Origin of the sequence: Paracoccus laeviglucosivorans (genome assembly GCF_900182695.1) — a bacterium.
Taxonomy (GTDB): domain Bacteria; phylum Pseudomonadota; class Alphaproteobacteria; order Rhodobacterales; family Rhodobacteraceae; genus Paracoccus; species Paracoccus laeviglucosivorans.
Map to the genome: position 1 here is coordinate 45,561 of NZ_FXTK01000002.1, position 25,811 is coordinate 71,371.

General features: G+C 64.3%; 21 protein-coding genes. 13 read left to right on the forward strand and 8 right to left on the reverse strand.

Translation table 11 applies throughout. From position 1 onward, the window contains the following. Positions 1-79 precede the first annotated feature (79 nt). Positions 80-2,197 (reverse strand): calcium-binding protein, encoded by a 2,118-nt coding sequence (locus FN835_RS02330; protein WP_142661591.1) that lies wholly within the window; start codon positions 2,195-2,197, stop codon positions 80-82. Positions 2,198-2,492: 295 nt separating this feature from the next. Here FN835_RS02330 and FN835_RS02335 point away from each other — a divergent pair, with 295 nt between their 5' ends. Genes FN835_RS02335 through FN835_RS02365 form a run of 7 tightly spaced genes read left to right on the forward strand, consistent with a single transcriptional unit; the run spans position 2,493 to position 9,733 of the window. Further along, on the forward strand, positions 2,493-3,266 hold the full coding sequence (locus tag FN835_RS02335) for a DeoR/GlpR family DNA-binding transcription regulator (RefSeq protein WP_142661592.1): 774 nt from the start codon (positions 2,493-2,495) through the stop codon (positions 3,264-3,266). After that, on the forward strand, positions 3,263-4,768 hold the full coding sequence (locus tag FN835_RS02340) for a sugar ABC transporter ATP-binding protein (protein ID WP_142661593.1): 1,506 nt from the start codon (positions 3,263-3,265) through the stop codon (positions 4,766-4,768). Before FN835_RS02335 ends, FN835_RS02340 begins: the two co-directional genes overlap by 4 nt. Then, positions 4,765-5,733 (forward strand): ABC transporter permease subunit, encoded by a 969-nt coding sequence (locus FN835_RS02345; protein WP_142661594.1) that lies wholly within the window; start codon positions 4,765-4,767, stop codon positions 5,731-5,733. Before FN835_RS02340 ends, FN835_RS02345 begins: the two co-directional genes overlap by 4 nt. Positions 5,734-5,768: 35 nt before the next feature. Then, positions 5,769-6,707, forward strand: coding sequence for an ABC transporter substrate-binding protein (locus tag FN835_RS02350; RefSeq protein ID WP_142661595.1), 939 nt, complete (start codon positions 5,769-5,771; stop codon positions 6,705-6,707). 58 nt (positions 6,708-6,765) lie between these two features. Continuing rightward, complete coding sequence (araD, locus tag FN835_RS02355; RefSeq protein ID WP_142661596.1) at positions 6,766-7,467, forward strand: L-ribulose-5-phosphate 4-epimerase AraD; 702 nt, start codon at positions 6,766-6,768, stop codon at positions 7,465-7,467. After that, a complete protein-coding gene (locus tag FN835_RS02360) occupies positions 7,464-9,056 on the forward strand; it encodes a ribulokinase (RefSeq protein WP_142661597.1) in 1,593 nt (530 codons plus the stop codon). Before araD ends, FN835_RS02360 begins: the two co-directional genes overlap by 4 nt. Then, a complete protein-coding gene (locus FN835_RS02365) occupies positions 9,053-9,733 on the forward strand; it encodes a D-lyxose/D-mannose family sugar isomerase (RefSeq protein ID WP_142661598.1) in 681 nt (226 codons plus the stop codon). Before FN835_RS02360 ends, FN835_RS02365 begins: the two co-directional genes overlap by 4 nt. Here the strand turns inward: FN835_RS02365 and FN835_RS02370 are convergent. From FN835_RS02370 to FN835_RS02390, 5 genes are read right to left on the reverse strand one after another with little or no spacing between them, the layout of a single operon-like run. After that, a complete protein-coding gene (locus tag FN835_RS02370; protein WP_142661599.1) occupies positions 9,712-10,326 on the reverse strand; it encodes an RraA family protein in 615 nt (204 codons plus the stop codon). The two genes, FN835_RS02365 and FN835_RS02370, sit on opposite strands and share 22 nt — an antisense overlap. 9 nt (positions 10,327-10,335) lie before the next feature. Then, positions 10,336-11,463, reverse strand: a complete 1,128-nt coding sequence (locus FN835_RS02375; RefSeq protein WP_142661600.1) for an acyl-CoA dehydrogenase family protein — start codon at positions 11,461-11,463, stop codon at positions 10,336-10,338. Then, positions 11,460-12,638, reverse strand: coding sequence for an acetyl-CoA C-acyltransferase (locus FN835_RS02380; RefSeq protein WP_425467447.1), 1,179 nt, complete (start codon positions 12,636-12,638; stop codon positions 11,460-11,462). Before FN835_RS02380 ends, FN835_RS02375 begins: the two co-directional genes overlap by 4 nt. Next, the gene (locus FN835_RS02385) at positions 12,635-13,387 is read right to left on the reverse strand and encodes an SDR family NAD(P)-dependent oxidoreductase (RefSeq protein ID WP_142661601.1); all 753 of its coding nucleotides are present in this window, start codon (positions 13,385-13,387) and stop codon (positions 12,635-12,637) included. The genes FN835_RS02380 and FN835_RS02385 overlap by 4 nt, the downstream gene beginning before the upstream one ends. After that, entirely contained in the window at positions 13,371-15,029 is a 1,659-nt protein-coding gene (locus FN835_RS02390) for an acyl-CoA synthetase (RefSeq protein WP_142661602.1), read from the reverse strand. Before FN835_RS02390 ends, FN835_RS02385 begins: the two co-directional genes overlap by 17 nt. 124 nt (positions 15,030-15,153) lie before the next feature. On the opposite strand from FN835_RS02390, the gene FN835_RS02395 reads away from it, so the two are divergent. Further along, on the forward strand, positions 15,154-16,125 hold the full coding sequence (locus tag FN835_RS02395; RefSeq protein WP_142661603.1) for an AraC family transcriptional regulator: 972 nt from the start codon (positions 15,154-15,156) through the stop codon (positions 16,123-16,125). On the opposite strand, the gene FN835_RS02400 is transcribed toward FN835_RS02395, so the two are convergent. Beyond that, positions 16,122-17,288, reverse strand: coding sequence for an HPP family protein (locus FN835_RS02400; RefSeq protein WP_142661604.1), 1,167 nt, complete (start codon positions 17,286-17,288; stop codon positions 16,122-16,124). The two genes, FN835_RS02395 and FN835_RS02400, sit on opposite strands and share 4 nt — an antisense overlap. A gap of 180 nt (positions 17,289-17,468) precedes the next feature. Between FN835_RS02400 and mprF the strand changes: the two genes are divergently transcribed. Then, positions 17,469-20,117, forward strand: a complete 2,649-nt coding sequence (gene mprF, locus FN835_RS02405; RefSeq protein WP_185958552.1) for a bifunctional lysylphosphatidylglycerol flippase/synthetase MprF — start codon at positions 17,469-17,471, stop codon at positions 20,115-20,117. Here mprF and FN835_RS02410 read toward each other — a convergent pair. Further along, positions 20,101-21,111, reverse strand: a complete 1,011-nt coding sequence (locus tag FN835_RS02410; RefSeq protein WP_142661606.1) for a LacI family DNA-binding transcriptional regulator — start codon at positions 21,109-21,111, stop codon at positions 20,101-20,103. The two genes, mprF and FN835_RS02410, sit on opposite strands and share 17 nt — an antisense overlap. Before the next feature lie 105 nt (positions 21,112-21,216). On the opposite strand from FN835_RS02410, the gene FN835_RS02415 reads away from it, so the two are divergent. Genes FN835_RS02415 through FN835_RS02430 form a run of 4 tightly spaced genes read left to right on the forward strand, consistent with a single transcriptional unit; the run spans position 21,217 to position 25,809 of the window. After that, positions 21,217-22,269: a sugar phosphate isomerase/epimerase family protein gene (locus FN835_RS02415; RefSeq protein ID WP_142661607.1), complete on the forward strand. Its 1,053-nt coding sequence runs from the start codon at positions 21,217-21,219 to the stop codon at positions 22,267-22,269. Further along, complete coding sequence (locus FN835_RS02420) at positions 22,266-23,360, forward strand: Gfo/Idh/MocA family protein (RefSeq protein ID WP_142661608.1); 1,095 nt, start codon at positions 22,266-22,268, stop codon at positions 23,358-23,360. Before FN835_RS02415 ends, FN835_RS02420 begins: the two co-directional genes overlap by 4 nt. Next, entirely contained in the window at positions 23,357-24,841 is a 1,485-nt protein-coding gene (locus FN835_RS02425; RefSeq protein ID WP_142661609.1) for a sugar ABC transporter ATP-binding protein, read from the forward strand. The genes FN835_RS02420 and FN835_RS02425 overlap by 4 nt, the downstream gene beginning before the upstream one ends. Beyond that, entirely contained in the window at positions 24,838-25,809 is a 972-nt protein-coding gene (locus FN835_RS02430) for an ABC transporter permease (RefSeq protein WP_142661610.1), read from the forward strand. The genes FN835_RS02425 and FN835_RS02430 overlap by 4 nt, the downstream gene beginning before the upstream one ends. Positions 25,810-25,811: the final 2 nt, after the last annotated feature.

Consider the following 25,811-nt stretch of genomic DNA (forward strand, 5'->3'; position numbering starts at 1 on the left):
GCTTGGCATTTTGTCCGGTTCGTGGATTGCAGATAATTATTAACCAGAAAAGCGCGGCGATTTCCCGCCGCGCCATTGCTTACAAAATAAAGTCGCTTGCCGAATAACTGGAAGCGACACTGCCGCCATCGAGAATGCGGACGGTCATTTCCACCGCTGCATCATTGTCGATATTGACGCGCATCCAGGTTTCTCCGCCCGAATTGACCATCCAGACGGTGCCCGCCCCGCCCGGCGTGGTGCCGGTGAAGGTCAGCGTTCCGCCATAGACGGCAGACAGGTCGATCCGATCTTCGATGAATGCAGGCGGATGGTTGCCCGCACCTTGGAAGTCGGTAATCAGATCGTAGCCAGGCCCGGCCGCCGAGTCGTTGACCGTCTGGAAGACGAAGGTATCTTCGCCCGAACCGCCGGTCATGGTGTCGGAACCCAGCAGGCCAAGCAGCGTGTCATTGCCCGCCTCGCCCCAAAGCCGGTCTGCGCCCGTTCCACCCTGCACGGTGTCGTTCCCGGTGCCGCCAAACAGCAGATCATTGCCCAGCTCGCCCGAGATGAAGTCATTGCCCGCGCCGCCGTAAACGGTGTCATTGCCGTTGCCGGTATAGAAGGTATTGACCCCTGCGGTTCCGGTTACGACGTCGTTGCCGTTGCCGGTGACGACATTCTCGAATTCGGTGAAACTTTCGCCGGAATAGTTCGTGGCTCCGGTCGTCAGGTTCACCACGTAATCGCCGTTGAAGGTCCGGGTGTTCAGCACATCGACACCCGCCCCGCCGATCAGCGTCTCGGGCGTTCCAAGCCCGGCAAAGACCGCATCACCGCCGTCGCCGGCATTGTAATAGCCATAACCGCTGGAGCGGATGGTATCATTGCCCGCCGCGCCATAGATGGTGTCGCTGCCGCCACCACCGACAAGGCTGTCATTGCCGATATCGCCATAGATATAGTCATCGCCAAGGCCGCCATCGACGGTATCGTTTCCGGCACCGCTATAGATATAGTTCGTGCCGCTGGTCCCGGTCAGGCTGTCATTGCCCGCGCCGGTCACCAGATGTTCGAACTCGATAAAGGACTCGCCGGAATAGTTGGTCGCTCCGGTGGCCAAATTCACCACATAATCAAAGTTGAAGGTGGTAGTGTTCAACCAGTCGATCCCTGCGCCGCCCCGCAATGTCTCGGGCGTGCCCAGCCCGGAATAGACATAGTCATTGTCATCACCGGCATCGTAATAGCCGTATCCGCTGGAATGGATCGTGTCATAACCAGCACCGCCATAGATGGTGTCGGTTCCACCCCCGCCGACCAGACTGTCACTGCCCGCGCCACCATAGATATAGTTCGCGCCGGAAGTTCCGATCACCGTATCGTTGCCCGAGCCGGTGATGATATTTTCGAACCCGGTAAAGCTTTCGCCCGAATAATTCGTCGCGCCGGTCGTCAGGTTGATGCTGTAATCGCCGTTAAAGCTGGTGGTATACAGCCAGTCGTTGCCGTTGCCGCCGATCAGCGTTTCAGGTGTGCCAAGACCGGCATAAACATAGTCGGTATCGTCACCAGCGTCGTAATAGCCCAGACCGCCCGACACGATGGTATCAATGCCCGTGCCGCCATAGACCGTGTCGTAACCACCCGCGCCATAAAGATAATCGTTACCAGCACCACCATAGATGTAGTTGGCGCCCGATGTGCCGGTGATGGTGTCATTGCCCGAGCCGGTGACGATGTTCTCGAACTCGATGAAGGATTCACCGGCATAGTTCGTGACACCCGTGGCCAGGTTCACGCTGTAATTGCCGTTGAAGGTCGTGGTGTTCAGCCAGTCGGTGCCGGTGCCGCCACGCAGCGTCTCGGGGGTGCCAAGACCGGCATAGACATAATCGTTGTCATCGCCCGCGTCGTAATAGCCCGCCCCGCTGGATACAAGCGTATCGGACCCCGCACCGCCATAGGCGGTGTCGGTCCCGCCGCCGCCGACGATATAATCGTTCCCGTCATTGCCGCTGAGAAAATCATTTCCCAGCCCGCCATAAATCCAGTCGTTGCCGCCATAGCCATAGATGGTGTCATTGCCGTCATCGCCATAGCCGACATCATTGCCGTCGAGCATCAGAATATAATCATTGCCCGCCAAGCCGTAAAAATATTCGGAAAAGTTCGTCCCAATCAGGGTGTCATTTCCATTGGTTCCAGTAGGCATTTGCAGCTCCTCTGCGTGTTGGATGCAACCACCGGGTAAAATGCCGAGTCGCAGATTAAACACGCAGGCGTGAACCGCCCGTGAAAAGAACGCGAAAACGAATAATCATCGCAGACGGTATTTATAACGATTTCGGCTATTCCCCCCCGACCCGCAGCAAAGATGCCGCGCCATGCCGCGACTGCACATAGTTTGTCACGCTGCGACGCAGTGTGATCATGATGTGATTAAGTATTTACAGATTAGCGTTGTGCCGATAGAGGTTGATCATGAACGCGCATCAAAGGGGAGGTTGATGAGCGATTTCGAACGACAGGAACGTATTGCGTCGCTTCTGGATGAACGACCTTTCGCATCCGTGCGCGATCTTCAGCATCTGATAGGCGTATCGGGCGCAACGATCCGGCGCGACATCGAAAAGCTGAATGAGGCCGGGCGCGCGCGCAAGGTCTATGGCGGCGTCGCGGCGCTGGAACGCAATGGCCGCACCGCCCCCCTGCCCTTTGTCGAAAACCGCGACATCGCCGTCGCAGCCAAGCGCGCCATCGCGCGCGAGGCTGAAAAGCTGGTGCAGGATGGCAGCGCGATCATCATTCACGGCGGCTCGACCTGCTTTCATTTCGGCTGCCGCATCGCGGATCGCAACCTTCGCGTCTTTACCCATTCCATGCCGCTGGCCGCGTGGCTGGCGGAAAACGGCACCTGCCAACTGACTGTCGGCGGCGGCGACCTGCACCGCGAACCGGGCATCCTTTACGATGTCAGCGCGCCCAAGGACCGCTTCTTTGCCGAACAATTCTTTGTCGGCGCCTTGGGGATCAGCGAACAGGGCGTGCTGGAACAGCACCCGCTGCTGGTCCGCCTAGCGGATGAGATGAGCAGCGTTGTCTCCGAGGTGATCCTGCTGGCGGACAGCCGCAAGTTTAGCGTGCGCCCGCCGACCCTTTCCCTGCCTTTTTCGCGCATTTCGCGGGTCGTCACCGATGATGGCCTGTCGGACGCCAATGCGCGGATGCTGGAACGCGCGGGCGTCGAAATCGTCATCGCCCAGATCGAGAGGGATGAATGACCGCCCCCATTCTGGAAATGCGCAACATTTCGAAGACCTTCGGTCCCATCAAGGCGCTGAAGGATGTCAGCCTGACCGTGATGCGTGCCGAACTGCACGCGTTGATGGGCGAAAACGGGGCGGGGAAATCCACGCTCATGAAAATTCTTTCGGGTGCCTACAAGGCCGATCCCGGCGGTCATGTCACGATCGAGGGCAAGCCACAGGCCGAGGCCGCGGGCGCCGTCGCGGTCATCTATCAGGAACTGTCACTGGCCCCGAACCTGACCGTCGCCGAGAACATGTTTCTAGGGCGCGAGATCGCGACCAAAGGCGTCGTGGACCGCGCAACCACCCGCAAGCGGGCGCAACCGATCCTTGACCGTCTGGGCGTCAGATTTTCCGCCCGCACGCGGGTCGAGGATCTGTCGCTGGGCGAACGCCAGATGGTCGAAATCGCCCGTGCGCTGACGACCGACGCCCGCCTGATCGTGATGGACGAACCCACCACCTCGCTTTCCGCGCGCGAAACGGAACGGCTGTTCGATGTGATCGCCAAGCTGAAAGCCGACGGCATCGCCATCATCTATATCAGCCACCGCATGGAGGAGGTCTATGCGCTGGCCGACCGCTGTTCGGTCCTGCGCGACGGGGTATTCATCGGCACGTTGGACCGCGCCGAATTGTCGGCCCAGCGGCTGGTGCAGATGATGGTCGGGCGCGATCTGAACAGTTTCTACAAAAAGCAGCACGTCGCCTCGGCTGACCATAGCGGCACGCCGCTTCTGTCGGTGCGCGACATGGCGGGCGGGCCGGTCAGGGGCTGTTCGTTTGACCTGTATCGCGGCGAGGTTCTGGGCATCGCGGGGCTTGTCGGCTCGGGCCGGACCGAGCTTGCGCGGCTGATCTATGGCGCGGACCCGCGCACCTCTGGCAATGTCATGCTTGATGGGCAGGCGGTCGATACCTCGGCCCCGCGCGCTTCGCTGGATGCGGGCATCGCCTATCTGACCGAGGATCGGGCCAAGCTGGGGCTGTTTCTGGACATGTCCATCTTGGAAAACGTCAATATCGGCGTGATCCAGCAGGATGCGAAACAGGCCGGACTGCTGGATTTCCGCGCTGCCGCAAAGCGCGCGGGCGACGCGATCAAGGCGCTGTCGGTCAAGGCTCCCTCGGCCCGGATGCCGGCGGGTGGGCTGTCGGGCGGCAACCAGCAAAAGGTGCTGATCGCGCGGCTGCTGGAAACCGGCCCCAAGGTCGTCATCCTTGACGAACCCACGCGCGGCGTCGATGTCGGCGCGAAATCCGAAATCTACAAGCTGATCGACCAGCTGGCCCGCAAGGGCGTCGGCGTCATCATGATCTCTAGCGAGCTGCCCGAGATCATCGGGGTCGCGGACCGTGTGCTGGTCATGCGCGAAGGCCATATCGCGGGAGAGGTCGCCGACCCGATCAGTCAGGAAGCCATCATGGAACTCTCGACCGGCACCGCGCCCCAGACCAAAGGAGCGACCCAATGACCGAGACCACCCCCGCCAGCCAGCGCCTGCGCACGATCATGAGCGTGGTCGGCATGTTGCCCGTGCTGATCCTGCTTGCCGTGGTTTTTGAATTGATGAGCGGGCGTTTCGTCAGCGTGGGCAACATCTCGAACGTGGCGCAACAGGCGTCGATCAATATCGTTCTGGCCTCGGGGATGACCTTCGTGATCCTGACGGGCGGTATCGACCTGTCGGTGGGCTCGATCCTGGCGACATCGGCCATGGTCGCGGTGATCGTGTCGCTGATCCCAGAGGTCGGCTGGCTGGGCGTTCCGGCGGCAATGGGCGTGGGTCTGGCCTGCGGGCTGGCAAACGGCATCCTGATTTCGGCGCTGCGATTGCCGCCATTCATCGTCACGCTGGGGTCGCTGACCGCCGTCAGGGGCATCGCGCGACTTCTGGGCAATGACACAACCGTCTTCAACGCCGAACTGCCCTTTGACGTGATCGGCAATGGCAGCCTGTTCGGCATCCCGTGGCTGGCGATCATCGCAGCCGCCGTGATCGTGCTGTCATGGTTCATCCTGAAACGCACCGTGCTGGGCACATGGATCTATGCCACCGGCGGCAACCCCGAGGCCGCGCGCCTGACCGGGATCAAGGTGCCGCTGGTCCTGCTGTTCGTCTATGGCATCTCGGGGCTTTTCGCGGGACTGGGTGGCGCGATGGCCGCAGCCCGCCTTTACGCCGCCAACGGGCTGCAACTGGGGCAGGCATACGAGCTGGACGCAATCGCCGCCGTCATTCTGGGCGGGACCAGCTTTGTGGGTGGCATCGGCTCGATCTGGGGCACGCTGATCGGTGCGCTGATCATCGCGGTGCTGTCGAACGGCCTGATCCTGATCGGGGTCAGCGACATCTGGCAATATATCGTCAAGGGTCTGGTCATCATCGCCGCCGTGGCGCTGGACCGCTACCGCCAGAAGGGCGGCGCCCGCACCTGATTTCCTGAACAAAACGCATCATTTGGGAGGATAACATGCGTTACACGAAAACCCTGGCCTCGGCGCTAGCGCTGGCCGCAGTCTCGGCGGTTCCGGTCGCCGCGAAAGACCTCAACAGCGTCGGCATCTCGGTCGGTCTGCTGGGCAATCCCTTCTTTGTCGCGACGATCAAGGGGATCGAGGATGCCGCGAAAAAGATCAATCCTGACGTCAAGGTCACCTCGGTTTCGGCCGATTACGACCTGAACAAGCAATCCAGCCAGATCGACAGCTTCATCGCGGCGGGCACCGACATCATCATGTTGAACGCGGTGGATGCGGCGGCAATTGCGCCTGCCGTCAAACGCGCGCGCGATGCGGGCGTGATCGTCGCCGCCTTCGACGTGTCGGCACCCGGCGCGGATGTGACGGTGATGACGAATAACGTGCAGGCCGGTGAAAAGGCGTGCCAATACATCGTTGACCAATTGGGCGGCAAAGGCGATGTGGTCATCGTGAACGGCCCCGCTTCCTCCTCGATCCTGGATCGGGTCAAAGGCTGCAAGGACGCTTTCGCCAAATCGCCCGACATCAAGATCCTGTCCGATGACCAGAACGCCCAAGGCTCGCGCGACGGGGGCCTGAATGTCGGCCAGACGCTGCTGACGCGTTTCGACAAGATCGACGGCGTTTTCGCGATCAACGACCCGACCGCCATCGGCTTTGCGCTGGCCGCCAAGCAGGCCAACCGCAGCGAGTTCATCATCACCGCCGTGGACGGCGCGCCCGACATCGAGGGCGAGCTGAAATCGGGCGAAGGTCTGATCAAGGCCTCGGCCTCGCAAGACCCCTACACGATGGCGGGTCAGGCGCTGGAAATGGGTTACAAGGCGCTGCAAGGCGAAACGCCCAATCCCGACACCGTGCTGCTGGAGCCGGAACTGATCACCCACGACAATATCGGTGATTACAAGGGCTGGACCTCGCCCCGCTAAAGGCTTCGGGGCCGCGCGTCCTTGCGCGGCCCCCTTTTCATCCTGACGGGACTTTGACATGTCCGACGACGATACCCTTCGCCGCGCCGTGCTGCGGGCGAACCTTGATACCGTGCGCCATGGGCTGGTGGTGTCCACATTCGGCAATGCCAGCGGCATCGACCGCGCGACGGGGCGCATCCTGATCAAACCCTCGGGCGTGCCCTATGATCAGCTGACCGCAGACGCGATGGTGGCCTGCGACATTCAGGGTCGGGTGCTGGACAACCGCCTGCGCCCGTCATCCGACCTTGCGACCCACGCGGTGCTGTATCGGGCGTTTCCCGGCATAGGCGCCGTGATCCATACCCATTCGACCTTTGCCACGATCATGGCGCAGGCACGCCGCCCGATCCCCTGCCTTGGCACGACCCATGCGGATTATTTCTACGGCACGATCCCCGTCACCCGCGACCTGACACCCGAGGAGATTGCGCAGGATTACGTGCTGATGACCGGCGAAGTCATCGCAGAGACATTCGCGGGTATTGATCCGCTAACGATCCCCGCCGTGCTGGTTGCGGGCCACGGCCCCTTTGTCTGGGGCAGGACACCGGATGAGGCCGTGCACAATGCGCTGATCCTTGAAGAAGTGGCGCGAATGTCGTGGCATTGCATGGCTTTATCAAGCGAACCTAAACCTATTTCGCAGGAACTTTTGGACCGGCACTATCTGCGCAAGCATGGCGCAGATGCGACCTATGGGCAGGCGGGCGCATGATCGTCGCCGGGGTGGATTTCGGCACGCTTTCCGTGCGCGTGACGTTGATGGAGACCGGCTCGGGCGCAACGCTGGCCAGCGCAAGCGCGGGCTATCCGCTGAAACGCAGTCCCGCCGATCCGCTGCTGGGCGCGCAGGCCCATGCCGACCACATGCGGGCCCTGGCACACGCCATGTATCAAGCAGTGGCACAGGCGGGCATCGACGGCGATCGGGTTGCGGCACTTGCCTGCGATACGACCGGATCAAGCGTTGTGATGGTGGATGCCGACCTGCAGCCGCTGGCGGATTACTATCTGTGGTGCGACCACCGTGCCCATGCCGAAGCCGCCGAGATCACGGCCCTTGCCCGTGCCGAAAGCCTTGAGGCACTGGAATGGTGTGGCGGAACCTATTCTCACGAATGGGGCTATGCGAAACTTCTGCATTTCCTGCGCCACAATCCCGACCTGCGACCAAGGCTGGCGACCGCGCTTGAGCATTGCGACATGGTGGCCACAACACTGTGCGGCATCGAAAATATCGAGGATATACCGAGAAGCATATGCGCAGCCGGGCATAAATGGATGTATGGCGCGAAATGGGGCGGATTGCCTTCGCAGGATTTCCTGTCCCGCGTCGATCCGCTGCTGGACGGGATCAACGAAAAGCTGCACGGGCGCTTTCTGACTTCGGACGCCATCGCGGGACATCTTTCGCCGCAATGGGCCACGAAGCTGGGTCTGAAACCGGGCATCCCCATCCCTGTCGGCGCTTTCGACGCGCATTGGGACGCGCTTGGTGCGGGTGCCATGCCGGGGGACATCGTGAATGTCGTCGGCACCTCGACCTGCATCATCGCCATGGCACCCGATGGCTTTCAGCCCGTTCCCGGATTGTGCGGCGTCGTTCCCGGCAGCGTCCTGCCCGGCTGGACGGGGATCGAAGCAGGGCAATCCGCCACCGGAGACGTGTTCGAGGCCATCGCGCGGCGCGCTGGCAGCGATGTGGCGACCTTGTGTCAAGGGCTGGACAGTATGCCCCCCGGTGGCAGCGGGCTGATGCGGCTGAATTGGGACAATGGAGACCGCACGGTGCTGGTCCGCTCGGACCTTGGCGCGGTGACGCTGGGTTGGGATCTGAACCATTCCGCCGCCGATGAAATGCACGCGGCGATCGAAGGTATGGCCATGCATGTCCGCATCATCACCGAACGCATCGAAAGCGGCGGGACGCAGACCGCCCGCATCCTGAATGCAGGTGGCATTCCGCAGAAGAACGACCTGCTGAACCAGATCTATGCCGATGTGCTGGGACGTGAGCTGCATGTCCCCGCGACCTCGCCCACGGGGACAGGTTCGTGCGTGGCGGCTGCGGTGGCGGCGGGGGCGTTCGCAACCTTTCAGGCGGCGCAGCAGGTGCTTTGCCCACCCACCCGCGTCTTTGCCCCGCGTCACGACCGGCGCGACGGCTACGAACGTCTGTTCGCGCTGTTTCGCGAGCTTTACTTTGGCTTTGGTCAAGGGGCGGCGGTCGATCTGGCATCCGTCCTGCCAAGGCTGCGCGGCTTTCGGCTGGATGCCGCATCCCATCAGAAAGGAACCCCATGAAACGCTCGGAAGTCAACGAAACCCTGCGTGCGGGCGATGCCTTCATCCGCAGCTTCGGCTTTCATCTGCCGCCATTTGCGCATTGGACGCCGGACGAATTCCACGCCAATGCCAGCGAAGCGATCAGGTCGGCGGGGCTGGGCTGGGATCTGACCGATTTCGGCTTTGGGCGTTATGCCGAAAGCGGGCTTTTGCTGTTCACGCTGCGCAATGGCCGTCAGGCGGACCTGAAGGCCGGGCGCGGCATGTGCTACGCCGAAAAGGCGATGGTGGTGCGCGACCGTCAGGTGACGCCCATGCACCGCCACAACATCAAGGCCGAGGACATCATCAACCGGGGCGGTGGCGATCTGGTGCTGTCGATCCACGGCTCGGACCCGCAGGGCAACGTGGACCCGCAAAGCCGCGTCACTGTGCCCACCGACGGCACCTTGCGCGAATTGCCCCCCGGCGGGCATCTGCGTCTGCGTCCGGGCGAAAGCGTGACGCTGCTGCCCGGAGTCTGGCACAGCTTCTGGGCCGAAAACGGCGACGTGCTGGCGGGCGAGGTTTCGACCGTCAACGATGATCTGACCGATAACGTGTTCGCGCAGGAGGTCGGCCGCTTCGCCCGCATTGATGAGGACGAAGCGGCCTGGCGTCTGCTGGTTGCGGATTACAACAGCCCGAAGATCTGACCAATCGGCTCGTCCGAGGCCAGGCGGCGGATCCATTCAGCTTCCAGTGCCAACTTTGCCTCGGCGGCATCGATCAGCCGTTCCTGATCGGCGGGCGTCAGCGCCGCAAGCCCGTCATCGTCCCCGACGATCAGATCGCCGGGTGCTATCGGGCGACCGCCGATGGTGACGGGGGCATTCACTTCGCCTTTGGCGGCACCCGTGGGGCCGCGCGGATTGATATGGCGGGAATAGACCGACAGGCCCGCCATGCCTGCAAGGTTGCCGGTGTCGCGGACTGCGCCGTCGCAGACGATGCCCGCCGCGCCGATGCGGTGCAGATGTCCGCCCAACACGTCGCCGATCATGGCCCAGGCCGCTTCGCCCGCCGCGTCGATGACCAGCACCTCGCCCGCGTTGATCTGGCCGATGGCACGCAGCACCGCGCCGAAATCGGGCGGCGCACATCGTGCCGTCACCGCCCGCCCGAACAGCGGCGGTTGCTGACCTGCGGGCATCAGCGGGCGGATCGCGATGTCGATCTGGCATTCGGGCGCAAGGTCCACGATGACGGGCACGGGGATCTTGCGCCAGCGGTTCAGCAAATCGTCCATATTTCCCCCTTAAAGACTGCGCGCGATGACCATGCGCTGCACCTCGCTGGTGCCTTCGTAGATTTGGCAGATGCGGACATCGCGGTAAATCCTTTCAACGGGATAGTCGCAAAGATAGCCGTAACCGCCATGGATCTGGATGGCGTCCGAACAGACCTTTTCAGCCATTTCGGATGCGAACAGCTTAGCCATGCTCGCTTCGGTCAGGCAGGGCTTTCCGGCATCGCGCAATTGGGCCGCACGCAGCACCATCAGCCGTGCGGCATCAATCTGGGTCGCCATGTCGGCCAGCTTGAAGGCCACCGCCTGATGTTCAGCGATGGGCCTGCCGAACGCCACCCGTTCGCGCGCATATGCCAGCGCCGCGTCAAAAGCCGCGCGCGCCATGCCCACCGCCTGCGCGGCAATGCCGATGCGCCCGCCTTCAAGATTGGCCAGCGCGATGCGATACCCCTCGCCTTCCTCGCCCAGCCGGTTTTCGACGGGCACCCGCATGTCGCTGAAGGCAATCGCACAGGTGTCCGAGGCGTGCAGGCCCAGCTTTTCCTCGACCCGCACCACCTGATAGCCCGGTGTATCAGTCGGCACGATAAAGGCCGAGATGCCCTTTTTCCCCGCCGCTGCATCGGTCACGGCAAAGACGATGATGACATCGCCATTCTTGCCCGAGGTGATGAACTGCTTGGCCCCGTCGATGACGTAGTGATCGCCCTTTCGCACGGCCCTTGTCTTCAGGTTCGAGGCGTCGGAGCCCGCCTGCGGCTCGGTCAGGGCAAAGCCGCCGATCCATTCCCCAGCGGCCATCTTGGGCAGAAACCGCGCCTTTTGCGCATCCGTGCCAAAGCGCAGGATCGGCACGCAGCCGACCGAGCTGTGGACCGACATGATGGTCGAACACGCCCCGTCCGCCGCTGCAATCTCCTCCAGCGCCAAGGCATATGCGACGCTGCCAGTCTCTGCGCCGCCATGCGCTTCGGGGACCAGCATCCCAAGGAAACCCAGCGCGCCCATCTCGGCCAGTTCGGCGCGGGGGAATGCGTGGTCGCGGTCGCGGGCGGCTGCGCCGGGGGCAAGGCGGTCCTGCGCGAAATCGCGGGCAGCGTCGCGGATCTGTTCCTGTTCGGGGGTCAGCATCATGCGATCCTTTCGATGGCCATGGCCGTCGCCTCTCCGCCGCCGATGCACAGCGCGGCGACGCCCCGGCGCAGGCCGTGGGTCTCCAACGCGGCCAGCAGGGTGACCAGCACCCGCGCGCCCGACGCACCGATGGGATGGCCAAGCGCACAGGCACCGCCATGCAGGTTCACGATGTCATGGGGCAGGGACAGATCGCGCATCGCGGCCATTGCAACCACGGCGAATGCCTCGTTGATCTCGAACAGGTCGATATCGGCCAAATCCAGCCCCGTGCGGTCCATCAGCCTGCGGATCGCGCCAATGGGGGCGGTCGGAAACAGCCCCGGCGCATCAGCATAGGTCGCGTGGCCAAGGATGCGGGCGCGCGGCTGCAATCCGCGGGCATCGGCCTGCGACTGGCGCATCAGCACCAGCGCCGCCGCCCCGTCCGAGATCGAGGACGAATTGGCCGCCGTCACTGTCCCCTCTTCGCGAAAAGCCGGGCGCAAGGTGGGTATTTTGTCCAGCCGCGCCTTGCCCGGCTGTTCGTCGATGGCGACGGTCGCGCCCCGGATGGTCATGGGCGCGATTTCGGCGGCAAAGACCCCATCCGCGATCGCCCGCTGCGCCCGCGTCAATGACGTGATGGCAAAGGCATCCTGTTCTTCGCGCGTGAACTGAAAGGACTGGGCGCAATCTTCGGCGAATGTGCCCATCAGGCGGCCCTTGTCATAGGCGTCCTCAAGCCCATCCAGAAACATGTGATCCATGACCTGTCCGTGACCCATGCGGTATCCCGCGCGGGCCTTGGGCAGCAGATAGGGGGCGTTCGACATGCTCTCCATTCCGCCTGCGACCACCACATCGGCAGAGCCGGCAAGGATCAGGTCATGGGCCAGCATCGCGGCCTTCATCCCCGATCCGCACATCTTGTTGACCGTCGTGGCCCCTGCACCCAGGGGCAACCCGGCCCCCAGGGCGGCCTGACGCGCGGGGGCCTGTCCCTGACCTGCGGGCAGCACGCAGCCCATGATGATTTCCTGCACCGCCTCGGGCGGCAGTCCTGCCAGCGCCTTGCCAATGGCCGTCGCGCCAAGGGTCGGGGCATCGGCCCCGGCCAATGCGCCCTGAAAGCCGCCCATGGGGGTGCGGGCCGCGCCGGTGATGACGATGGGGTCCATGTCAGCCTTTCTCATTTCGGGGCCATGCGCAGCGCGCCGTCCAGTCGGATGACCTCGCCGTTGAGCATGGGGTTTTCGACGATATGACGCACCAGCGCCGCAAATTCCGCCGGATCGCCAAGGCGCGGCGGAAAGGGCACGGTGGCACCCAGACTGTCCTGCACATCCTGCGGCAGACCGGCCATCATCGGCGTGGCGAAGATGCCCGGCGCAATGGTCATCACGCGGATGCCGTGTCGTGCCAGTTCGCGCGCGGCAGGCAGGGTCAGCGCCGCCACGCCCCCCTTGGACGCCGCATAGGCCGCCTGCCCGATCTGCCCGTCATAGGCCGCGATCGAGGCGGTGTTGATGATCACCCCGCGTTCGTCGCCCGCATTGCGCGTCATCGCCTCGGCGGCAAGGCGCAGCATGTTGAACGTGCCGATCAGGTTGATCTGGATCGCGCGGGCAAAGCGGTCCAGATCATGTGGGCCGTCGCGCCCGACGATCCGTTCCCCCGGAGCCACACCCGCACAGTTCACCGCCACGTCGATGCGGCCAAAAGCCGTTTGCACAGCGCCGATCGCTGCCTGCCCATCCGTCGCGCTGGTCACGTCGGCGCGGATGAACCGCGCGTCCAGTTGGTCGGCCACCGCCTGCCCCGCATCGGCATTGATGTCCACAATAGCGACCCGCGCGCCCGCACCCGCCGCCATCCGCGCCACGGCCGCGCCAAGGCCCGAACCGCCGCCGGTCACCATGAAAACGCTATCGCTGAGCTGCATGGGCGGCCTCCTGTTTCTGGATTTCCGCATTGCGCAGCAGGAAACGCTGGATCTTGCCGCTGGGCGTCTTGGGCAGTTCGGTGGTGAATTCGACCAGACGCGGATAGGCATGGGCCGATAGCCGCTTTTTCACATGCGCCTGCAATTCCTCGGCCAGCGCCTCGGAAGGCGCAGCGCCTTTGGCCAGCACGACGAACGCCTTGACGATCTCGGTCCGTTCGGGATCGGGAACGCCGATCACCGCGGCCTCGATCACGGCGGGATGTTCGATCAGCGCGCTTTCCACGTCGAACGGCCCGATCCGATACCCCGAGGAGGTGATGACATCATCCGACCGCCCGATGAAGCTGACCGAGCCGTCCGGCTCAAGCTCGACGCTGTCGCCGGTGCGGTAATAACGGGTCGTCAGGCGCGGCTTGCCCAGATAGCCCGAAAACCACATCAGCGGCGAATTTCGCAGGTCGATGGCCAGAACGCCGGGGCGGTTCGGAGGCAATTCCGTGTCGTCATCGCCCAATACCGCGATGCGATAGCCGGGCATCGGCACGCCGGACGATCCCTCTCGCACCGGATGGGCAAGGCCGTGGTGGTTGTTCACGCACATGCCCATTTCCGTCTGGCCGTAATGGTCATGGATCGGCACGGCCAGATGCGCGGCGAACCAGCGAAGGATTTCGGGGTTCAGCGGCTCGCCCGCGGAACTGACGGCGCGAAGCTGGCCCTTGATCGGCGCGACCGCCTGCGGCCCGGCCGCGATCAGCAGCCGGAATGCGGTGGGCGAGCCCGCAAGGTTCGTCACCCCCAGCCGCTCGATCAGGCGGCAGGTGGATTCGGCGCTGAACCCGCCTTCATAAAGCGTGGTGGTGCAGCCCAGCAAAAGCGGCCCGCAGATCGCATAGTAAAGCCCATAGGCCCAGCCGGGATCCGCGATGTTCCAGAACACATCGTCCGCGCGCAGGTCGATCGCATCGCGCATATAGGTGCCAAAGGCCAGCAGCGCCTGCAGCGGAACCGGCACGCCCTTGGGCAGACCCGTGGTGCCCGATGTGGACATCATCATGAACAGATCGTCCGCCTGCCGCATAACGGGCGCAAAATCAGCCGAAGCCGCTGCCATACCCGCACGGAAATCCACGTCCTGCGGCAAGCCGCCACCGCCATCGACGGTCGCGACCAGCGGGCAATCCGCGATCGCGTCCAGCTTGGCGCGGTTTGCGATGTTGGTCACGACAAGCCTGGCGCCGCTGGTCATCAGCCGATGCTCGATCGCCTTGGGACCGAAGGCAGTGAAAAGCGGCTGATAGACCGCCCCAAGACGCCACGCGCCAAGGATCACCGCGACCAGATCGACCGTGCGCGGCAGCAGCCCCGCCACCACATCGCCCGGACGCACGCCCTTGTCGCGCATCAGGTTCGCGGCCTTGGCGGACAGGTCGCGCAACTGTTCAAAGCTGTATTCGGTCAGGCTGCCATCGGCCGCGATGCAGCGCAGCGCCAGACGGTTCTGGCCGCAATGACGGTCGCAACATTCAACGCAGGCATTCACCCCGCCCCGAAGATCGCCCGCAAGCATAGCCATCGCATCCTCGATGCGGAACGCCCGATATGCCGCAGCATAATCCGGCACGGTTCTGTTGCCCATCGTGGTCTTCCCCCCTGCGAACTCCTCCACGAGCTCTACGATCAGGTTACGCCGTGGGGCATTGCAGACAATGACATTCGCGGCCAGAATTCGTGATCGGAAATGCCATGCCTTGGGGGATTTGATGGAACGCCGCATGATCTCGCCCGGCTTTGTGCGCGATGCGCTGGACAGCCTTGGCGACCGGGATGCCGCGCCCTTGCTGGCCATGGCGGGCATCGAGGATGCGGGCCAGCCGGTGTCGAACCTGCAATATGGCCGCTTGTGGCTGGCCATCGCGCAGGCGACCGGGTGCGAGTTCTTTGGTCAGGGCGCGCGCGCCATGCGTCCGGGCAGCTTTGCGCTGATGGGCCATGCCGTGCTGCATGGGGGCACGCTGGAACGCGCGCTGCGCCGGGCGCTGCGGTTTCTGAACGTCGTGCTGGATCAGCCGCAGGGCCAGTTGCGCCTGCGCGACGGTCTGGCCGAGGTGGTGCTGACCGACACCCGAGGCACGCGCCCCGCCTTTGCGTCGCGGGCCTATTGGCTGATCCTGCTGGGGCTGATGTGCTGGCTGATCGGGCGGCGCATCCCGCTGGTGCAGGTCGATTTCGCCTGCCCCGCCCCGCCAGACCGGCAGGATTACCGGCAGTTCTTTGGCGCGCCGGTGCAGTTTGACCAGCCGCAAAGCCGTCTGGTCTTTGCCGCGCAGCATCTGACGCTGCCGCTGATCCGCAGCGAAAAGGCGCTGAAGACATTTCTGCGCGGCGCACCCGGCAATATCCTGATCCGCTATCGCCACGATCAGGGCATCGCGGGCCGCATCCGCGCCCGCCTGCGCGCCACCCCTCCCGAAGATTGGCCCGATTTCGACACGCTCGCGCATGATCTGGGTCATTCGCCCGCCACCCTGCGCCGTCGCCTGCGGGCCGAGGGTCAGGGCTTTGCCGCCATCCGCGCCGAGATGCGCCACACGCTGGCCTGCCGCCTGCTGCGCGACACCGATGCCAGCATCGCCGCGATCGCCGGGCGGCTGGGCTATGCGGAACCCGGCGCGTTCCACCGCGCCTTTCTAAAGCAGCAGGGCACCACCCCCGCCGGATTTCGCAAGGTCTAGGTCGGTCGCAGACTTTGCCGCGCCAGTGCCGCGATCAGATCGGTCTGGGTGACGATGCCGATGATCCGGCCCCGGTTCAGCACGGGAACGGCATGACAACCGCCATCCGACAGCAGCGGCAGCAGCGCCCCCACGGGCGTATCGGGCCGGCTCTGGGGCACGTCGCGGCGCATGATCGCACCCGCGTCTGGCGCTTCGCCGTCGCGGCGGATCAGGCGCGACATGGCGGGAGCGAAGCCCCCTTCATAGCGAAAGGCGTCCTCTCCGGCGCGGCGGATCAGGTCCAGCTGAAAGATGACGCCCAGATATTTGTCCCCCGCCTCGACCACCGGGATCGAGGTGAAATCGTGGTCCCGGAACAGATCGGCCACCTCGTCCAGCGGCGTATCCGGCCCCACGGTGACCAGATCGCGCGACATGATCGCCTGCACCGTCAGCGGACCGGATCGATGCGCCGCCGCCTGCAACTCGGCCGCACCGATCAGGCGGGCCAGATCCTCGACCCCAAGATTCAGGCTTTGGCGATAGTTCTGCAAGATCGCGGTCAATTCGTCATGCGACAGGCCCAGGCGTTCCGACGGTGCGGGATCGGCAGTGCCATGCGGGCCGGGGTCCGAGAACTGGCGGAACGGATAGTGCCGACCCGTCGCGCGGGCATAGATCACCGCGACCACGATCAGCGCCAGCGTCCCCAGTCCCACCGGCGCAAGCACAAAGCCGAAACCCAGCTTCGCCACGGCTTCGGGGTTCATGGCGGCGGTCATGGCGACGGCCCCGGCGGGTGGGTGGACGGCGCGCAACGTAATGGTCGCCACGATGGTCAGGCCCACGGCCAAGGCGATACGCCAGACCGGATCGGAAACGCTCAGGCAGACCGCCACACCCACCGCAGCCGCCGCCATATTGCCGACCAGCGCCGACCATGGCTGCGCCAGCGGGCTGTTCGGCGCGGCAAACAGCAGGACCGAACTGGCCCCGAACGGCGCGATCAGATAAAGGCCCAGCCGCAGATCCGCCTCGGGTGACAGCAGGAACAGGCCGGTGACGGCCAGCCCGATTGCCGCGCCAAGCCCTGCGCGAAGCGCCTCGCGCAGCGATCCCGGCCCGATGGCGGGTCCAAGACCATGCACGAGCTGCCGCCAAGGCGTTACGCGATCCATCATGCCGTCCCCCATCCGTTGTGCGCGAACCTGTCCCAGTCGCGCGCCGGGCGCAAGTCAGCCGAAAGCGGCATTGACCCGCGCATGTCGCGCACCATCTTTTCCGCAGCGCGCCCGTGCTTTATGCAACCGGAAACGTATCACGGGACCGCGGCCCCAAAGGCCCTGCCCCAGCACAAAAAGATGAGCGTATCGCATATGCCCGCAGGGCCAACGCAGATCGACGATCACGAACCCACGCGCGCCCCGGCCCTGTGGCGGCAATTCCTGCCCTATATCGTGGCCTTCGCCCTGTTCGGCGCAGGGCTTTACGCGCTGAACAAGCTGTTGGCCCCCGTCGATATTCGCGAAGTGGCGAACCATATCCGGGCGACGCCATGGCACGTCACGGGCATGGCTTTGTTGACGACAATCGCAGGCTATCTGTTCCTTGCGGGCTATGACTGGTCGGCGCTGCGCCATATCGGCAAGCCGCTGCCGCTGCCGGTCGCCATGACGGGCGGATTGATGGCCTATGCCTTTGGCAACACGATCGGGTTGTCGGCCATCTCGGGGGCGGCGGTGCGCTGGCGGGTCTATTCCGGGCTTGGCCTTGACGGCTACGACATCGCGGCGATTTCGACCTTCACGGCGGCATCCTTCGGTATCGCGGCCTCGTTGCTGGGGTTTTCGGCGCTGGCGATCCATCCCGGTGCGCTGGGACCGATCCTGCCGCTGCCGCATGGCACGATCCGTCTGCTGGCCATCGCGGCAATCCTTGTCGTGTCGCTGCCGCTGCTATGGGCATCGGTCACCCGCCGAGAGCTGCGCATCGGCCGGTTCCGTCTGCACGCCCCGACACTGGGCGTTCTGGGCGCGCAACTGGTCATCTGCGTCGGCGACATCACCTTTTCGGCGCTGACGCTGTATATCCTGTTGCCGGTCACCGAGATCGGGTTTCCCACATTTCTGGCGGTGTTTTCCGCCGCCATGATGGCGGGTGTGCTTAGCCACGTGCCGGGCGGCGTCGGCGTCTTCGAAAGCGTCATCATCGCCGCCATGCCTGCGGGCACGCCCATCGACAAGGTGGCGGCGGGGCTGCTGCTGTTCCGGCTGGTCTATTACCTGTTCCCCTTTGCGCTCGCCCTGATCCTGCTTGCTCTCTATGAGGGCTGGCGCGTGCTGGGCCGTGCGCCCACGACCGCGCTGGGACGCAGGTTGTCGGTGGTCGAACCCGCGCTGCGGGCCGTGTCACCGCTGGCGCCTTTGCTGCTGGCCGTGATGGTCTTCGGCTCGGGCATGTGGATGAGCCTGTCCGCCCTGCTGCCGCCGATGACCGAAACCTCGGAACTGGCAGAGTCGTTCTTTCCGCTCGCCTTTGTCGAAGGGTCCATCCTGCTGTCCAGCGCGCTTGGCGCGGGGCTGATCGTGCTGTCGCTGGGCGTCGTGCGCCGCAGCCTTGGCGCGTTCTGGCTGACGGTCGCTGCCATGCTGACCGGCGCGGTCTTCGCCCTGCTCGAAGGGGTGGATCTGGAACAGGCCAGCGCGCTTTTGGTGGGGGTGCTGATCCTGATGCCGTTCCGCCGCGCGTTCCACCGCCGCTCGATGCTGACGCATTCGGCGCTGACGCCGGGCTGGATCGCGGTGATGGTGGCGGCGGTCGCGGGCTTTGGCTTCGTGCTGTTCTTTGCCCATAAGGAAACGCCCTATTCCAACGAACTGTGGTGGCAATTCGCCGCAGACGAACGCGCCCCCCGCGCCCTGCGCGCAGGTCTGTTGGCGGCGCTGCTGGTCGGGCTGGGCGGGCTGTTTCTGCTTTTGCGCATCCCGCGGTTCCGCCCGCTGCCCCCCGACACCCGCACGCTGGAGATCGCGGGCGGCATCGCCATGGCGCAGAACAACCCGGATGCCGGTTTCGTGCTGACCGGCGACAAGGCCATCATGCTGTCCGATAACCGCGAGGCGTTCCTGATGTTCGGCGTCGCCGGATCGTCATGGATCGCCTACGGCCCCCCCATCGGCCATGGCGAAGCCTGCGAGGAAGTGGCCTATAGCTTTGTCGATGCCGCCCGCCGCGCGGGCGCACGCCCGATCTTTTACGAAGTGGGCCCCGATGCCGTGCCGCTGATGCTGGACCTTGGCATGACGCTGCACAAGATGGGCGAGGAGGCGGTGATCGACCTGCGCCGCTTTTCGCTGGACGGGCCGGACCGCAAGCGGCTGCGCACGACCTATGCCCGCGCGGGCCGCGACGGGCTGACGCTGGAAATGGTCATGCCCCCGCATGACCCCGCCCTGCTGGCCGAGTTGCGAGAGATTTCGGATGAATGGCTGACCGCCAAGAAATCGCGCGAGAAAGGCTTTTCGGTCGGGCGCTTCGATCCCGAATGGCTGGAACGCTGGGCCCTGGCTCTGGTGCGTCAGAACGGGCGGCTGGTGGCATTCGGCAATGTCATGACGACCGACAGCCACGCCGTCGCCTCGATCGACCTGATGCGGCACCGCGACGATGCGCCCGGCGGCACGATGGAATTCATGTTCACCGCGCTGATGCTGACACTGAAGGAGCGCGGCTATCCGGCCTTTTCGCTGGGCATGGCCCCGCTGGCCGGGCTGGACCCGAACCGGTCGCGCCGGGTCTGGGACCGCTTCGGTTCGCTGATCTTCCGCCATGGCGGCAGCTTTTACCGCTTCGAGGGGCTGCGCGCCTTCAAGGACAAGTTCGGCCCAGACTGGACACCGCATTATCTGGCGACGCCTACTTCGATGCCGCCGCTTTTGCCGCTGGCCGATGCGGCACGGCTGATTGCACGGCAACCGGGCGCGGGCAGCGCGATCAGGGACGCGGGCTAGGCGGCGCGGTGGTTTCGCGCAGCATCAGCAGGGGCTCAAGCAGGGTCAGCGGCTGAACCTCGCGCCCCTCGATCCGGTCAAGGATGACGCGGGCGGCCAGCCGCCCCAACTCTCGCTTTGGCTGGCGGATGGTGGTCAGCGCGGGTGCGATATGCGACACCAGTTCGATGTCGTCGAACCCGATCACCGACACGTCGCGCGGCACGGAAAAGCCCGCGCGGACCAATGTCGCGACAAAGGCACAGGCCATTTCGTCCGAGAATGCAAAAATGCCGGTCGGACGATCCGCCTGAGGCATTGCGATCCACGCCTGCGCGGCAGCATGTCCGGCCTGCAGCGTGAAATCCCCCGTCATGACGGTCAGGCGCACGTGCTGCGCCGCCTCGGTCGCGCCTTGCAGGCGGGATCTGTGCAGGACGTTCTGCGCCGGACCGCCAATCAGCCCGATATGGCGATGCCCCAGCCCCAGCAGATGCTGCACCGCCATGCGCCCGCCTTCGCGATTGTCCAGCATGACGCGGGGCAGCGCCGCCCCTTCGATCCATTCGCAGGCGGTGATGACGGGCGGCTGATCGGGCGCGTCCAGATGGCCCGATGATACCAGCCCGTCCATCAGGATGATCCCATCGGCCCGCGACGGGTCCAGAAAACGCACCAGCGCGGTGTCGCGCCCCTGCCCGTCAAGCGTATCGGCCACCAGCAGACCATAACCCGCCGCAGCCAGTTCGCGACCCATCCCGTCAAGGATCTTGGCAAAGAACGGATTGCCCAGATTGGGCACCAGCGCCACGACGCTGCCGGTCCGGCCCTTGCGCAGATTTCGGGCGGCGTGGTTCATCCGGTATCCGGTCGCGGCAACGGCATCCATGACGGCTTGCCGGGTGGCTTCGGCAACGACTTCGGGATGGGACAGGACCCGACTGACCGTCGAGGATGACACCCCCGCCAGTCGCGCCACATCTGCCAGTTTCGCCCGCGAGGACAGCTTTTCCATGCGCGCACACTAGGGCCGCGTTATCCTTTCGGCAAGTGACGAAAAGAACTGGTTGCAATCGATTTCAAAGCAGTGCAGCTTGCCCCTGAGGAGAATGAGGATTCCATGCGGACAATCAAAGGGCCTGCGCTTTTTCTGGCGCAGTTCATCAGTGACAAGCAGCCATTCGACAGCTGGGATGGCATCACGAAATGGGCCGCCGATTGCGGATATGCGGGTGTGCAGGTTCCCACGGGAGACCCGCGCATCATCGATCTGGCGCTGGCCGAAAGCTCTGCGGATTACCGGGACGAGTTTCTGGGCATCGCGCGCCAGAACGGCGTCGAGGTGACTGAGCTTTCGACCCATACTCAAGGGCAGCTCGTGGCGGTTCATCCCGCCTATGACGCCGGTTTCGACGCCTTTGCGCCCAAAGCGGTGCATGGCAACCCCAAAGCTCGGCAGGAATGGGCCGTGGCGCAAGTGGCCAGCGCCATCCGCGTCAGCCGCCTGCTTGGCCTGAAAGCCATGGCGACCTTTTCTGGGGCGCTGGCATGGCCTTATCTTTACCCGTGGCCACAACGCGCGCCGGGTCTGGTCGATACGGCATTCGACACGCTGGCTGCGCGCTGGCGACCGCTGCTGGATCTGGCCGAGGAAAACGGCGTGGACATCTGTTATGAAATCCACCCCGGCGAAGACCTGCATGACGGCGTGACATTTGAGATGTTCCTTGATCGCGTCGGCGGTCATGCACGGGCGAACATGCTTTACGATCCGTCGCATTACATTCTGCAACAGCTTGATTATCTGCAGAATATCGACATCTATCACGAACGCATCCGCATGTTCCACGTCAAGGATGCCGAATTCCGCCCGACGGGCCGTCAGGGCGTCTATGGCGGCTATCAGCCCTGGGCCGAACGCGCGGGCCGTTTCCGCAGCCCCGGCGACGGGCAGGTTGATTTTGGCGCGGTTTTCTCGAAACTGACGCAATACGGCTTTGATGGCTGGGCGGTGGTCGAATGGGAATGCGCGCTGAAGCACCCCGAGGACGGGGCGCGTGAGGGTGCGGCCTTTGTCCGCGACCACCTGATCCGCGTGACGCCCCACGCATTCGACGATTTCGCGGCAAGTCACGTGGACCATGCCGCCATCGAGAAGGCTTTGGGACTATGAAACCGATCCGACTTGGCATGGTGGGCGGCGGCAGCGGCGCCTTTATCGGGGCGATCCACCGCATTGCAGCGCGTATGGACGGGCATTTCCAGCTTGTTGCAGGCGCGCTTAGCAGCGATCCGACCCGTGCACAGGCCAGCGCAGACGAATTGGGCCTGCGTTCGTATAGCGACTTCAACGACATGGCGCAGGCCGAGGCTGCGCGAGAAGACGGCATTCAGGCGGTCAGCATCGTGACGCCGAACCATATGCACGCCGCGCCCGCCGTGGCTTTCCTGCGTGCAGGCATTCACGTGATCTGCGACAAGCCGCTGGCGGCGACGCCGGAACAGGCCGCGCAGATTGCCGGGGCCGCCGCCGAAAGCCGCGCGCGTTTCTTTCTGACCCATAATTATTCGGCACTGCCGATGGTGCGCGAAGCCCGCGCGCTGGTGGCCGAAGGTGCGCTTGGCGATATACGGCTGGTGCAAGCGGAATATCTGCAAGGCTGGCTGTCGGATGACGCGCAAAGCAAGCAGGCCGACTGGCGCACCGATCCGGCGCGCGCCGGTGCCGGCGCGCTTGGCGATATCGGCACCCACGCGTGGCAATTGGCCGGCTTCGTGACGGGCATGACGCCCAGCCATGTCTCGGCCGATCTGTCCAGCATGGTGCCCGGTCGCCCGATCGACGACGATGCGCGGGTGGCGCTGCGCTACCCCTCGGGTACGAAGGGCGGGCTTTGGGCCAGTCAGGTTGCGGTCGGTCAGGAAAACGGCCTGTCGCTGCGCGTATTCGGCACCAAGGCGGCGCTGGAATGGCGGCTGGATACCAGCGAACGGCTGGTCTTTACGCCCAAGGACGGCCCTGCGCAGATCATGACGCGCGCGCAGGATCGTTCGGGCTCCTTCCGCACGCCACCGGGTCACCCGGAGGGCTATCTTGAGGGTTTCGCCAATCTTTACAGCGACGTGGCTGCGATTATTCGCGGGGATGACAGCAATGCCGACCGCGTGCCGGGCCTGGCCGACGGTCTGTCGGGCATGGCCTTTATCGCGGCGGCCAAGCAATCTTCCGATCGTGACGGCGCATGGGTCGAGGTGATGGCATGACGGTTCTGGCACTCAGGGATGTATCCAAAAGCTTCGGGCCGATCCAGGTTCTGCACAATGTCGATCTGGCGCTGGAACCCGGCGAGGTTCACGCGCTGATCGGCGAAAACGGCGCCGGCAAATCGACGATCATGAAGACGCTGGGCGGGTTTCTGGACCCGACCTCGGGGGAATTGCTGCTGGACGGCAAGCCCCACCGCTTCGTTTCGGGCCCCGAGGCCGAGGCGGCGGGCATCGTCGTCATCCATCAGGAATTCAACCTTGCCGCCGATCTGTCGGTTTCGGCCAACGTGTTTCTGGGCCGCGAACTGGGCGGCTTTCGGCTGGACCACGCAGCGATGCGCAAGCAGACGGCGGCGCTGCTGCAGCGGCTGCACAGCCATATCGACCCGGACACGCTGATCCGCGACCTTTCCGTGCCCGACCGCCAGATGGTCGAGATCGCCAAGGCGCTGTCGCGCAACACCCGCGTCCTGATCATGGACGAACCCAGTGCGGTCCTGACCCATCGCGAGGTGGGGACGCTTTACGAACAGATCGACCGGCTGCGGGCCGAAGGCGTTGCGATCCTTTACTGCTCGCACCGTCTGGACGAGGTGGCACATCTGGCCGACCGCATCACCGTGCTGCGCGACGGTCGCGTCGTGCGTCAGGCGATGCGCGGTGAGTTGAACGAAGACGGCATGGCCACCGCCATGGTGGGCCGCGAGCTTGAGGATTTCTATCCGCCCAAAGGCACGCCCACCGGGCAGGTCGCGCTTGAGGTCAAGGGGCTGACTGTGCCGGGCCGCGTGCATGGTGTGGACCTGACGCTTGGCCGTGGCGAGGTGCTGGGCATCGCGGGCCTTGTCGGCTCGGGCCGCACCGAACTGGCCGAGGGGTTGGTGGGGCTGCGCAATTCGACCGGGGAGATCCGGGTGAACGGCCAGCCCATACAGATCCGCGGCCTGCGCGACGCCTTTGCCGCCGGCCTTGCCTATCTGACCGAGGATCGGAAGGAAGCCGGGCTGCTGCTGGAAAAGGGCCTGCGCGAGAACCTGACGCTGGCCACGCTTGAGCGGTTCGGCAACCTGCGGCTGGACACCAAGGCCGAGGAAGCCGCGCTGGATCGCGCGACGCAGGATTTCGACATCCGCGCCAAAAGCCGCGACATGGTTGCGGGCAAGCTGTCTGGCGGCAACCAGCAAAAGCTGCTGCTGGCGAAAACCATGCTGCCCGATCCCAAAATCATCATCATCGACGAACCGACGCGCGGCATCGACGTGGGCACCAAGCGTCAGATCTATGCCTTTATCCGCAAGCTTGCGGACGAAGGGCGCAGCGTCATCGTCATCAGCTCGGAAATGACCGAAGTTATCGGTCTGTCCGATCGCGTGCTGGTCATGCGCGAAGGCCGCTTGGCCGGAGAGGTCGCAGGGCCCGCCATGACTGAAGAAAACATCGTGCGCCTTGCCATGGGCGTCAGCGGAGAGGCCGCATGAAACGTCTGGACCTTCACACACTTGGACCCATCGTCGCGCTGGTCGCGCTGGTCATTCTTGGGGCGCTGCTGAATTCGTCCTTTCTTGCGCCGGGCAACATCACCAACGTGCTGGCGCGCTCGGCCTTTATCGGCATGATCGCCGTGGGCATGACCTTTGTCATCACGGCGGGCGGGCTTGACCTGTCGGTCGGCTCGATGGCTGCATTCCTTGCGGGGCTTGCCATCATCGCGATGAACGCGGTCCTGCCCTCGGTGGGCGAAAACTGGGGCACCATCCTGATCGGCATGGGCGTCGCGATCCTTGGTGGTCTGATCGCCGGATATGTGAACGGCGCGCTGATCACAAAGGCCAAGATCGAACCTTTCATCGTCACGCTGGGCACCATGGGCATCTTCCGCAGCCTTGTGACATGGCTGGCGGACGGTGGCACGCTGTCCCTGGAATACGGTCTGCGCACGCTTTACCGCCCGGTCTATTACGGCGGTATCGGCTGGATCACATGGCCCATCATCGCCTTTGCCGTCGTGGCCATCGTGGGCGAACTGATGATGCGCCACTCGCGCTTTGGCCGCCATGTCGAGGCCATCGGTTCGAACGACCGCGTTGCGAAGTATTCGGCCATCGACGTGGGCCGGGTCAAGCTGATGACCTATCTGCTGCTTGGCCTGCTGGTCGGTCTGGCGACCGTGCTTTACGTCCCGCGCCTCGGCTCGGCCTCCGGCTCGACCGGCGTGCTGTGGGAGCTTGAGGCGATCGCGGCGGTCATCATCGGCGGCACAGCGCTGAAAGGCGGCACGGGCCGGGTCTGGGGCACCGTCGTCGGCGTCCTGATCCTGTCGCTGATCGACAATATTCTGAACTTGGCCGATCTGGTCAGCCCGTATCTGAATGGGGCTATCCAAGGGGTCATCATCGTTCTTGCTGTCGTGTTGCAGCGAGAGAAACGCACCGCCGACGAGCGGTAACG